The sequence below is a fragment of the uncultured Lacinutrix sp. genome (assembly GCF_947500325.1).
Classification (GTDB): domain Bacteria; phylum Bacteroidota; class Bacteroidia; order Flavobacteriales; family Flavobacteriaceae; genus Lacinutrix.
This window is the reverse complement of record NZ_CANMRQ010000003.1, coordinates 217057-228764: the sequence shown is the minus strand read 5'-3', so window position 1 is coordinate 228764 and position 11708 is coordinate 217057. Positions and strand designations below refer to the sequence as shown.

At 28.6% G+C, this 11708-nt stretch carries 11 protein-coding genes; 7 read left to right on the top strand and 4 right to left on the bottom strand.

The genetic code is table 11. The features are described 5' to 3' along the window. Positions 1-97 precede the first annotated feature (97 nt). The 4 genes from Q0997_RS06130 to Q0997_RS06115 are packed head-to-tail and all read left to right on the top strand — an operon-like array spanning position 98 to position 4154. Positions 98-991 carry a sensor histidine kinase gene (locus Q0997_RS06130; RefSeq protein WP_299886115.1) on the top strand — a complete coding sequence of 298 codons (894 nt, stop codon included), beginning with the start codon at positions 98-100 and terminating at the stop codon, positions 989-991. After that, positions 988-1710 carry a LytTR family DNA-binding domain-containing protein gene (locus tag Q0997_RS06125; protein ID WP_299886112.1) on the top strand — a complete coding sequence of 241 codons (723 nt, stop codon included), beginning with the start codon at positions 988-990 and terminating at the stop codon, positions 1708-1710. Before Q0997_RS06130 ends, Q0997_RS06125 begins: the two co-directional genes overlap by 4 nt. Positions 1711-1716: 6 nt before the next feature. Then, positions 1717-3054 (top strand): sugar MFS transporter, encoded by a 1338-nt coding sequence (locus Q0997_RS06120; RefSeq protein WP_299886109.1) that lies wholly within the window; start codon positions 1717-1719, stop codon positions 3052-3054. An 8-nt stretch (positions 3055-3062) separates the two neighbouring features. Beyond that, positions 3063-4154, top strand: coding sequence for a heparan-alpha-glucosaminide N-acetyltransferase domain-containing protein (locus tag Q0997_RS06115; protein WP_299886106.1), 1092 nt, complete (start codon positions 3063-3065; stop codon positions 4152-4154). A gap of 6 nt (positions 4155-4160) precedes the next feature. Here Q0997_RS06115 and Q0997_RS06110 read toward each other — a convergent pair whose 3' ends face one another. The 4 genes from Q0997_RS06110 to Q0997_RS06095 all read right to left on the bottom strand — a co-directional run bounded on the left by Q0997_RS06110 (position 4161) and on the right by Q0997_RS06095 (position 9936). Beyond that, entirely contained in the window at positions 4161-5825 is a 1665-nt protein-coding gene (locus Q0997_RS06110; protein WP_299886103.1) for a tetratricopeptide repeat protein, read from the bottom strand. A gap of 141 nt (positions 5826-5966) precedes the next feature. After that, positions 5967-8411: a TonB-dependent siderophore receptor gene (locus tag Q0997_RS06105; RefSeq protein ID WP_299886100.1), complete on the bottom strand. Its 2445-nt coding sequence runs from the start codon at positions 8409-8411 to the stop codon at positions 5967-5969. A gap of 39 nt (positions 8412-8450) precedes the next feature. Then, positions 8451-9365, bottom strand: coding sequence for a FecR family protein (locus tag Q0997_RS06100; RefSeq protein ID WP_299886097.1), 915 nt, complete (start codon positions 9363-9365; stop codon positions 8451-8453). A gap of 49 nt (positions 9366-9414) precedes the next feature. Continuing rightward, positions 9415-9936 carry a sigma-70 family RNA polymerase sigma factor gene (locus Q0997_RS06095; protein WP_299886094.1) on the bottom strand — a complete coding sequence of 174 codons (522 nt, stop codon included), beginning with the start codon at positions 9934-9936 and terminating at the stop codon, positions 9415-9417. Positions 9937-10064: 128 nt separating this feature from the next. Here Q0997_RS06095 and Q0997_RS06090 point away from each other — a divergent pair, with 128 nt between their 5' ends. The 3 genes from Q0997_RS06090 to Q0997_RS06080 are packed head-to-tail and all read left to right on the top strand — an operon-like array spanning position 10065 to position 11708. Next, positions 10065-10490, top strand: coding sequence for a thioredoxin family protein (locus Q0997_RS06090; protein ID WP_299886091.1), 426 nt, complete (start codon positions 10065-10067; stop codon positions 10488-10490). A gap of 5 nt (positions 10491-10495) precedes the next feature. Further along, the gene (locus Q0997_RS06085; RefSeq protein ID WP_299886089.1) at positions 10496-11476 is read left to right on the top strand and encodes an FAD:protein FMN transferase; all 981 of its coding nucleotides are present in this window, start codon (positions 10496-10498) and stop codon (positions 11474-11476) included. A 16-nt stretch (positions 11477-11492) separates the two neighbouring features. Beyond that, positions 11493-11708: a DUF4266 domain-containing protein gene (locus tag Q0997_RS06080; protein ID WP_299886086.1), complete on the top strand. Its 216-nt coding sequence runs from the start codon at positions 11493-11495 to the stop codon at positions 11706-11708.

Here is an 11708-nt window from a genome sequence, read left to right as displayed (position 1 = left end):
TTTTTGGGTAAGCTTTTTTATATTTAATTTAATTAGATGGGGAAGTTATTATCAAGACTATTGGTATTCTTTTAAGTCTAATCTTGTTACTGTTACTATGGGAATGGTTTTAGGATATGTTAATATATATATATTATTTCCTAGATATGTTCTTAATAAGAAATACGCAAGTTATATTTTCTACTTTATAATTGCCCTTTGTATTTTTTATGTAGTAAGAACAGAGCTTATTTATCAGTTTATAAATGAAAATGTTTGGCCAGAATCTGAAACACCTCAAAATGCCTATTCTTTTAATCATATTATAGTTGTCTTCTTGATTGGTATTTACGATGTAGCATTAGTAACTACAATTAAATTAACTGCCGATTGGATTTTAGAAAGAAAACGAATTGAACAATTACAAGAGGTACAATTAAGAACAGAATTAAATCTTTTAAAATCTCAAATACAACCACATTTCTTTTTTAATACATTAAATAATTTATATGCGCTTACTATAAACAAATCTGATGACGCTCCTAGAGTTATTTTAAAATTATCGGATATGATGGAATATGTATTGTATGAAGTTAATAGTCCAAAAGTAAATTTATTAAAAGAAATACAGCATATAGATAATTATATAGATATAGAGAAAATGCGATTTTATGATAGAATAGAGTCTGAGTTGAATATTACAGGGGAGATTGAAGATGTAAATGTACCTCCTTTGTTGTTTCTCTCTTTTGTTGAGAATTGTTTTAAGCACGGCTTAAAAGAAAACGACAATATATTTATTAAAATGAGTTTTAAAGTTGTAGAAAAAAAATATCTAGAATTTATTCTGGAAAATAATTTCAATCCCAATGCAAATAAAGAAGGTAAGGAGGGAATTGGTTTAAATAATGCTAAACGACGGTTGAACCTGTTGTTTTTGAATGATTTTATAATGGAATCAAAAATAGAAGGTAATACGTATAACTTGTTTTTAAAAATCCCTATTCAATGAAAATTAAGTGTGTTATAATAGATGATGAAAGGCTTGCAATAGAAGTTATAGAGAGCCATTTAAAGAATTTTGATCATGTAGAAGTTGTTGCTTCCTTCGATAATCCATTAAAGGCTTATCCTGTTCTTGAACGAGAAAAAGTAGATGTTATTTTCTTAGATATTAATATGCCACAAATGACTGGTTTTTCATTTATTGAAAACCTTACAAACAAGCCTTTAATTGTAATAACTACAGCTTATAGAGAATATGCTGTAAAGAGTTTTGAATTAAACGTATTAGATTATTTAGTAAAGCCTATACCGTTTAATAGATTTTTAAAAACGATAAATAAAATTTACCAACAAGTATATGTAAATAATGTAAGTGGAGACTCTAATTTACAACAAGAGCCACACATTTTTTTAAAAGTAAATAAGAAATTAATAAAAATTAACCTTAATGATATTCTTTTTATTGAAAGTTTAAAAGATTATATAAAAGTAATAACAACACTTGGTGACTATGTAGTGCATAAATCACTTACAGCAATTACAGAAGAGCTACCTCAATCTAATTTTATGAGAGTACACCGTTCTTATACAATTTCAATAAATAAAATTGTAGCATTAGAAGGTAATACAATAGAAATAGCTACTCGAAAAATTCCAATTGGTAGAAATTATTTAAAAATAGCTAAAGAAAGAATATTTAATATTAACGACAATAAAGAAAACTAATAATACATGTCTAATTCCTTTGAAGAAAACGCAGAGAATATTAAAAAGAACAATTTAATTCCAATAGTTATCATTGCTGGACTATTTTTTGTTTTTGGGTTTGTAACTTGGATTAACGGTGCCTTAATTCCATTTATGAAAACGATTAATGAGTTAACAGATGCACAATCTTATTTAGTAGCTTCTGCATCATATATTTCTTTTGTTGTTATGGCAATACCAGCATCGTACATTATTAAAAAAATTGGATATAAAAAAGGCATGTCTTTAGGATTGGTTATTATGGGGATTGGAGCATTATTATTTATTCCTGCAGCTGGAGCTAGGACATACTGGATGTTTTTAATGGCTATTTTTATTCAAGGTATTGGTATGACATTATTACAAACTGCCTCTAATCCTTACATTACAATTCTAGGTCCACTTAAAAGTGCTGCAAAACGTATTGCAATTATGGGTATTGCAAATAAAGTTGCTGGAGCTTTAGGCTCGGTTATTTTTGGAGCTATTCTTTTATCTGGGATAGATAAAATGAAAGATAAATTAAGTACTGTAGATGACGTTGAAAAACTCCAATTACTGGATTCTATGGCAGATAGCGTAGTAACACCATATATTATTATGGCTATAGTCTTATTTATATTAGGTATATTAATAAGAAAAGCGCCTTTACCAAATGTCAAAGCAGCTCCAATTAAAGCTACTGAAGCAGGAGAAACAGCAAAGACTAATATTTTTCAGTTTCCACATTTATGGCTAGGTGTTTTAGCTTTATTTGTATATGTTGGAGTAGAGGTTATAGCTGGAGATACTATTATATCGTACGGTATTTCATTAGGAATACCTACAGAAGAGGCTAAGTTTTTTACATTATTTACACTTATAGCTATGGTATTTACTTATGCTTTAGGGGTGTTTTTAATTCCAAAATATATAAGTCAGGCATTGGCTTTAAAAGCCAGTGCGATTTTAGGTATTATATTATCATTTAGTATTGTATTTACTAGCGGTTTTACATCTGTTCTTTTTGTTGCAGCTTTAGGATTTGCAAACGCTTTAGTTTGGCCTGCTGTATGGCCTTTAGCATTAAAAGGACTTGGTGAGTTTACAAAAACAGCATCAGCATTACTTATAATGGCAATTTCAGGTGGAGCAATTCTTCCATGGTTATATGGAAAAATAGTAGATATTAATAAAGCAGATTTAATTTCCCAAGGAATTAATGAGTCTCTAGTATCTTCACAAGCGTCAACATATGGCTATTGGATATTACTGCCTTGCTATATTATTATTATGTATTATGCTTTTTTTGGACATAAAGTAGGTTTGAAAAAACAAGATTAGATTGTAATATGGCAAAGAGAATAGAATCTGTAGATATTTTGCGCGGGTTTACTATTGTCGCAATGATATTAGTAAATACGCCAGGAACATGGAATGCAATATATACACCACTTAAACATGCAGAATGGCATGGGCTAACACCTACAGATTTAATATTCCCTTTTTTTTTATTTATAGTTGGGATATCAATTTACTTCGCCTATAAAAATAAAATAGCTACTGCATCTATTTATAAGAAAATAATATATAGAAGTTTAAAATTAATTGGACTTGGACTTTTTTTAAATTTATTTTTACCGTTTTTTCCTTTTATTAATGGTTTTGAAACATTAAGAATTCCTGGTGTTTTACAGCGTATAGGTGTTGTTTTTTTATTAACAGCTATACTATATCTTAATTGTAATTGGAAAAAGCTACTAGGCTTAGCTATATTAATTTTAATAAGTTATTGGTTGTTTATTGGTTTTGTCCCTATTCCTAATCTATACGTAACAATACCTACTTTTGATAGAGCTCCAAACAATTGGGTAAATTATATAGATTTGCATATTCTTGGAAAACATATGTGGCAACCTGATTATGACCCAGAAGGATTATTAAGTACAATTCCTGCAATTGTAACGTGTATTATTGGAGTTCTAATAGGTAAATTAATAGATGGTTTAACACATATGAAATTATTGATTTTAGCTGCTGTAGCACTCTTAGTATCGGGCTATGTTTTTAATATATGGTTTCCTATTAATAAAGCTATTTGGAGTAGTAGTTTTGTTCTTGTAACTAGTGGCTGGGCAGTTTTAATTCTTGCAGCAATTTATTATCTAAAAGACATAAAGAAAATTGAATTTGGAACCATTTTTAAATATGTAGGTATGAATGCTATTACTATTTATTTTCTTTCTAGTTTTATTACAAAATCAATGTATTTAATTAAAATAGGAGAAAATAGTAATATTCATTCTTATTTATACGAAACAGTATTCGTTCAATCATTCTTTTCAGAAAAACTATCATCATTGTTGTATGCGATAGTTGTCGTGATATTTTATTTAGGATTAGGTTATGTGCTTTATAAAAAAAAGATATTTATTAAAGTTTAAACAGTCTTAGTTAAATAACTGTTTAATAAAGAGTTCTAACTCTTGTCCTTTAGGAACTAATATTTTCTTTCTTATTCTATAACGTATTGATTTAATTGAAGGTAATGTCATATTACGTGCATTCATTATTTCTTTTGTGCTTAAATTAAGATAGATAAGATGACAAATTTCGCGTTCAGATTTTGAGAGTTGAGGAAATCTTTTAGCTAGTTTTTGTTCAAAATCTTCATTTGTTTTTTGTAAGCTTTCAGAAATACTATCAAGTCTTTTTTCTGCTTGTAATTGATTTTTTAATTGTATTAATATAGATTGATATTCATCAATTACTATTTTAGTATTATCACTCTTTCTAAGTGTTTTAAGACGTTCTGTTAACTCTTTATTAAAACTAGAACGCATTTTGTTATCTGTTAGTAAACGTTCTACTTTATAACGTAGAAAGAGTATTCTTTCATTTAATAAGTTTGCTTCTAATTCTTGCTTTTGTATATTTTGAATATTAATTCTTTTTTGATAACGGTAAGCGAAAATAAAACCTATCATAGCTATCGTTGTAACACAAAACAATATAGCGTACCATTGTTTTTGTAAGCGTTGCGATTTATTTTGAACCGTTAGTTGTGTTTTTTTTGCTTCATAGTTTAAACTATCGGTTAAAGTTTTTTTGCTGTAATTATAATTTAATTCAATAGCTTTTATCTTTTCAGATTGAGAATTATTAAAAACAGAGTCTTCGTACTTTTTATATGTTTGGTAATATTCTAAAGCGATTTTGTATTGTTTTTTTACTTTAGCAACTCTATAACGTTCTTTATTTATTATAGCAATTAGTTTTTTGTTACCATAGTTTTGTGCAATTTTCTCAGAACTATCTTGGTATTTACTAGCCTCACTATATTGTTTAAGTTTTCTTGTGGTAATAGCTAAGTCTCTATAGGTGTTAGCTAATCGTTCTAGTTTTTCGTTTTTAGAGTATATTAATGCGTTTCTTTTTTGAATTTCTAAAGCTTCTATGTACAGTTTTTTCTTTTTATATATTCTTGCAATATTATTGTTTGCATCAGCAATTCTTATATCTTTTCCATAATATCTTTTGGCACTATCTAATATTGCTAATGCTTTTTCATATTTTTTTTTGTGATATAAAAAATAGCCATAGTTATTTAGTGAGACAGCATAATTTGTAGAGTCTTTTTTGCGTATAGGTAACGCCTTTTGCATATAATTAATAGCTTTATCATAATTACGATTGGCACTAAAAAGCATCGCTATATTATGATATGAACGACCAATGTTGTTTGAGTCTTTAGTAGTTTCTTTAATCTCCAATGCATTAATGTAATACTTTAGGGCTTGATCATAGTTGTTTCTACGGCGTTCTATAATACCAAGGCAATCATAAGCAAGTGCCATCTTTTCTAGACGATCAGAATAGTAATAACTAGTTTTCAATGTCGTTATGGCTGTTTTTAAATGAACTTCAGCCTCTAAAGGATTGGAAGTGTCTTTTAATATTCCTAATTCCATATGGTGTCTTACAATTAGAGAATCTGAATTAGCAACACTTAGTAGGTTTGAAATAGAGTCTATTCTATTTAGATTTCTTTGTCCAAAAGATAAAGAAGAAGTAAAAAGAAGTAATAGTAAAAGGGAATATTGTTTTCTCATCATTTTTACAAAAGAACAACAAAAATATAGCATTTTTTCAATTTGCTACTTTTTGCTACTATTAGATAATAGTTATTATAATTGGTATAATAGTTTTTTATCTCTTTTCTTTCTTTATATAAAGAGATTTAAAGAAAGTTGTAATTAAAATAATAATTTAAAAGAAACATTTGGAGTAAAACCTAATGAAAAGCGTTGTATTACTTGTTCTAGTATAACTTCACGTTCTTCAGGTGTAGCTCCTGTGGTACCTTCAATAGCGATTCCTCCATCATCTAAAGGTTTACGTTCTGCTTTATAGGTTATGTTTAAAGGTTTTACTCTATTATATATATTTAAGAATGATACACCAAATTGAGCATCTAATGAATTAATCTTAAAATCATACAAAATGGAAGCATCTAATCGATGAAAATCTGGAAGTCTATCGCTATTTATCCCACCAAAATTAACAACTCCTGCATTTTCACCATCAGCGTCAATTTTTATTTCATAGTTATCTACTGGTGTGTTTGGTTTTCCTGTTCTATATTGCCAACCTAAAGCAAATTGCCAGTTATTTAATTTAAGAGAATTAGAAATTCTAAACTGATGTGTAATGTCATTATTACCTGGGAATTTAGATGGAGTATCTTTTAAAATAGGAAATTGAAAAGTAATATCGTTAAAAGTATAACCAGCCCATATCTTGTAATTATTCCATTTATATTTTAATAAAATATCTACACCTTTAATAGTGCTTTCTCCTTCTTCTAAATTTTCTAAAGGGTTACTAAATCCATTAGTAAATGTGGTTAATCCTTTTAGTTCCTTATAATAAGCATCAATATCTATGTTTAAACGTTTATAGTGGTATAATAAACCACCAGAAATTTGATTACTTGATAATAAAGGGTATTGTTCGTTATCAGACAGGCGCCATAAGTTGTTTTCTAAACGTAATTCAGTATGATTAAATTCTATTAATTGAGAAATAGGTTGGTGTCTCCTTTCAATGGCTGCTTTTACTCTTATACGCTTGCTAATAGGATGTTCGAAATTAATTCGTGGTTCAAGTAGAAATTGCCCTATAACATTGTAATGTACAAACCTAAGCCCAGCATTTATAAGTCCCTTATTTTTTAATTGTAATGTATACTCTCCAAACAACGCATTGTTTAAATTACTGTTGTCTTGCTCAAGTACTTCTTTTTCATTGTCTATGGGCTTTTCTTTACTAATAATAACATCTAAATCTGTATAAGAGAGTTGGTAGCCTAATGTTAGTTTTTGAGACTCTTTAATTTGAGTAGTAGAAGAGAGGTTTAATCCAACATCAATAATATCATTTTTACGAATATTAATTTCTGCTAAATCTAAAATACCATCATCTGTTTCGTCTTTTATTTCATTATTTTGGTAAAACGAATTATACTCAGAAAAATAAGCGGTAATATTTTCTTGTTGTTTGTCATTAGATTTATGTTCCCAATTAAAGCTAAAGCCTTTGTTTTTAGTAATTAATGAGTCTACAAGTACTTCATCTCCTCCTTGAAAATCGAAATCTAAACGATTTCTTGTATATAAGGCACTTAATGTAATATTATTTTTAGCATTAGGTTTTATAATAAGTTTAGTACTTACATCAGCAAAATTAAATTTATTATTACTCGTTTCGGGACTATAATCATCATCGGTTTCTAACACTAATATATTCCCGTTACTATCCTTTGCAACACCAAAATTGGTAAAAATCTTATCTACATAACTATCATATGTAGGTGTTTCCCATAAATCGGCATAAGATCGTCTTGCAAATGCATAAAGCGCAATTTTATTAGACAAAGGTGTTTTTATATAGCCATTTAATGATAAACCATCCATTTCAAAACCACCTTTAGTTTTTTGAGGAATTTTATCTCCACTGGAAATATCTATAATTCCAGAAATACGATCGCCATAACTAGCACTAGTACCTGATCTATATATTGTAGCTTTTTCTGTGGCAAATGGATTAAATAATGAAAACATACCATAGAAATAACCAGTATTATATAATTTAATATTGTCATATAAAATTAGGTTTTGATCTGGAGAACCACCTCTAATTTGAATACCAGTTGCCGACTCATCTAGAGAACTAATTCCTGGAATTAACTGGATACTTTGTAATATGTCTGGAGTTACTAAACCAGGTAATATTCCTAAAGCATTTTGAGATACATCTATAGAACCATCTTTATTTCTATCAATACCACTAGTAACATAACCTAATAAAAAAACATTCTCTAAAGTCTCGGTAAATTCTAATGTGTTTTCGGGAGCGCCTTCTTTTATTATAATTTGATCTGCTGTTATTTTTTCAAAAATTAAACCCGTTTCAGTTTCTATAACTGTTAAAAGGTCAAGCCATGTAATGGCTTTGATATCAAGAGATATTACTTTGTCTTTTATTACATCAATAGCATAAGAAAAACTAACATTGTTTCTTTTCTCTATATCTTTTATTACAGATGATAATGGAGTCTCCTTATAATCATAATCAAGTTTTTTTTGAGCATGAATCGTTATAGATATACAAAATGCTATTAAAAAAAAGCACTTATTCATAAGATTACGTAGTTTATGGGAGTACAAATATAACTATTGCTATTTATTTTGTAGCATTATAATATTTTCATTACTAGATTTTTTATAAGTAATGCCCATAGGTACTAGAGTCGTTTTTAAAGCAGTATCAAGATTTTTGTGACTAAAATTACCTGTAAATAATCTATTAGTATTTATTGAACTAGTTTCAAAAGTAACAGAGTAATAATTACTTAATTCTTCTAAAACTATAGAAAACGGTTGCGCTTTAAATGAAGAAACACCTTGTTTCCATTTGGGTGCTTGTTCTTCAAAAATACCTTCATTAATTTTAGAATCTGAGATATTTACTTGCATTCCTTTAGTTAGAATAAAAGTTTTTGTTAAGTCATCTAATTTATTAAAACTCACTTTTCCTTTATAACATTTCAGTTCAAAAAATGACCTGTCTTTAATATTAAATTGTGTTCCTAGTACTTTAACAATGCCCTTGGAAGTGTTTACTATAAAGTCATTTCCTTTTGTTACCGTGAAATAAGCTTCACCTGTTAAATTTAATTGTCTATCATTATTCCAAAAAAAGCGTTTAAGTGTGATACTAGAATTTGCATTTAAATTTACAATAGAGCCATCTGCTAATGTAATATTTTGAGTTTCACCTATAGCTGTGGTGTAGGTTTTAGAAGAATTAAGAAAAAGTCCAGAACTTATAATTATAATTGCAGCAACAGTTATAGATTGCCATAATTTAATAACATTAGTCCTTTTTTGTTTAGATTTAAGTTTAAGTTTTACTGCTTTTAAAGCAGCCTCTGTGTCTATATTTGGGCCTTCTAGTAGTTGTACTTCTTTATTAATAATATTAAATTGCTTATAGGCTTTAGTTTTTTCAAAAGCTATGCGCTCTTGCTCAGAGAGCTCTCCAGCAATCCAGCGTCCTAAAAAAGTATCATCAGTATCGTAATTTTCTGCCATTTATCTAGTGTCTTATTAATTAGACATTTAAAAAATAAAGTACCCTATTTTATATTTTAATTTCTTTTCCTAAAAGTGCTCTTAACTCTTTTAAAGCTTTACTCATTCTTCGTTCTATAGCTTTTACAGTTAGTCCTGTTATTTCAGCAATTTCTTTATAAGTTTTGTTTTCTACTCGACTTAATAAAAAGACTTCACGTTCTTTTACAGCTAAAGCACTTATAGCTGTTTTTAATTTTTCTCTAAACTCGTCAATCTCAATTAGAAAATCGGGACTTTCATAATCTGCATGATCGCTAACCGTTTTTTGATGCTTTAAAACAACTTTTTGATGCGCAACTTCATTTAAAAAGGAATTATTACTTGCCGTATAGATATAGGATTTAGCTTTAGAAAAAGTAATTGTAGCACAGAGCTTCCAAAGTTTTACAAATACATTTTGTACAATATCTTCAGCTTGCTGTAAATCGCCACATTTGTAATATATAAATTTGGTTACTGGTTCATAAAACTTACGAAACAGTTGATTATAATTTTTTTCTTCACAAATTGAAGGCTCTTTTTCTGACATGTTTTACTGAATAAAGGACTCAAAAGTACTTAAAGTATTAAAATAAATCTAAAAAAAAATAGGGTGTATTATAGTTTTTCTGTCTTAAAGTAGAATAGCAATCTATAAAACCTTTTAAAATCTACATTATGAATAAAATAGCCTACTTATTGTTTTTTGTTGCATCCTTAAGTTATTGTCAAGAATGGAATACTAATATTGATGATGCAAAAAAAACGGCTAATGAAAAAGGACATAAGATAATATTAGTCTTTTCTGGGTCAGATTGGTGTGCGCCTTGTATGAAATTGGAACGTGAAATATGGGATTCTGAAGTGTTTAAAACATATTCAAAAGAACATTATACGCTATTAAAAGCCGATTTCCCAAAACGTAAAAAAAATGCACTACCAGAAACTTTACAAATCCATAATAACAAGCTTGCAGAACAATATAATCCCAATGGCTATTTCCCTTTAGTTGTTGTTCTAGATAAAGAAGGTAAAGCTTTAGGGCAAATGGGGTACGAGAAAATTGAACCTAAAAAGTATATAGACAAACTTAACGCCTTTTAATGTTAATGAAAAAGAAGATTCTAATATATAGCCTTTTTCTATGTTTAGGTATAACTAATGCCCAAGAAACTCATAAGCGTACGCTTATGTTAATGGGTAGTCGTTTTGATATTACTGTAGTATCGACTACTAAAGATAACGCAAATAAATATATAGATATAGCTATAGCAGAAATCTCTAGAATTGAAAAACTAATCTCATCCTGGGATGCTAATTCACAAACTACATTAATAAACCAAAATGCAGGAGTAAAAGCTGTAAAAGTTGATTTAGAATTATTTGAGTTGATAGAAAGAGCAGTACAAATTTCAAAGCTAACAGATGGTGCTTTCGATATAAGTTATGCTTCAATGGATCGAATATGGAAGTTTGATGGTAGTATGAACAAAATGCCATCTAAGGAAAAAATTAAAAACTCTGTAGCTAAAGTAGGATACAACAATATTGTTTTAAACCATGAAACGCAAACTGTTTTCTTAAAGCATAAAGGAATGAAAATAGGTTTTGGAGGCATAGGTAAAGGGTATGCAGCAGATAAAGCCAAAGCACTCTTAAAAAGTAAAGGAGTATCTGCAGGCATTATAAACGCTTCAGGAGATTTAAATACTTGGGGAAAACAAACCAATGGAGACGATTGGCAAGTCGCAATAAAAAATCCTTTAAATAAAAATAAAGTATTTGCATTGTTACCTATTTATGAACAAGCAGTTGTAACCTCCGGAAATTACGAGAAGAGTGTAACCTTTAACGGTAAAAAATATACACATATTATAGATCCAAGAACGGGTTACCCAAGTAGTGGTATCGTTAGTGTAAGTGTACTTACTTCTAGTGCAGAATTAGCAGATGCTATAGCAACGTCCATTTTTGTGATGGGGAAAGAAGTAGGTCTTGATTTTGTAAATCAATTAAAATCAGTTGAATGCATTATTGTAGACGATTCTGGCAAAGTACATTATTCTAATAATATTAATAAATCCAATTAAAAAATAAAGATTGAATATGAATAGATTACTTTTTGTAATAATAGCTTTAGTTGTAATTAGTTTGAGCTCTTGTAGTACAGTAAAAGAATATGAAAAAGTGAATATAAACGATCCAGATATGAAATTATCTGCATTGACAATTAATCGTTTTGAAACTAATTTTCAAGTATATCGAGAAGCTGCTTCTGGAGCTAATGGAGGTAAAGCAGGTGGAGGATGTGGTTGTAACTAA

Excerpts from the sequence above, each read along its gene's own strand:
- Q0997_RS06130 (WP_299886115.1), top strand. The coding sequence starts at position 98 with ATGGGAATGGTTTTAGGATATGTTAATATATATATATTATTTCCTAGA.
- Q0997_RS06125 (WP_299886112.1), top strand. The coding sequence starts at position 988 with ATGAAAATTAAGTGTGTTATAATAGATGATGAAAGGCTTGCAATAGAA.
- Q0997_RS06120 (WP_299886109.1), top strand. The coding sequence starts at position 1,717 with ATGTCTAATTCCTTTGAAGAAAACGCAGAGAATATTAAAAAGAACAAT.
- Q0997_RS06115 (WP_299886106.1), top strand. The coding sequence starts at position 3,063 with ATGGCAAAGAGAATAGAATCTGTAGATATTTTGCGCGGGTTTACTATT.
- Q0997_RS06110 (WP_299886103.1), bottom strand. The coding sequence starts at position 5,825 with ATGATGAGAAAACAATATTCCCTTTTACTATTACTTCTTTTTACTTCT.
- Q0997_RS06105 (WP_299886100.1), bottom strand. The coding sequence starts at position 8,411 with ATGAATAAGTGCTTTTTTTTAATAGCATTTTGTATATCTATAACGATT.
- Q0997_RS06100 (WP_299886097.1), bottom strand. The coding sequence starts at position 9,365 with ATGGCAGAAAATTACGATACTGATGATACTTTTTTAGGACGCTGGATT.
- Q0997_RS06095 (WP_299886094.1), bottom strand. The coding sequence starts at position 9,936 with ATGTCAGAAAAAGAGCCTTCAATTTGTGAAGAAAAAAATTATAATCAA.
- Q0997_RS06090 (WP_299886091.1), top strand. The coding sequence starts at position 10,065 with ATGAATAAAATAGCCTACTTATTGTTTTTTGTTGCATCCTTAAGTTAT.
- Q0997_RS06085 (WP_299886089.1), top strand. The coding sequence starts at position 10,496 with ATGAAAAAGAAGATTCTAATATATAGCCTTTTTCTATGTTTAGGTATA.
- Q0997_RS06080 (WP_299886086.1), top strand. The coding sequence starts at position 11,493 with ATGAATAGATTACTTTTTGTAATAATAGCTTTAGTTGTAATTAGTTTG.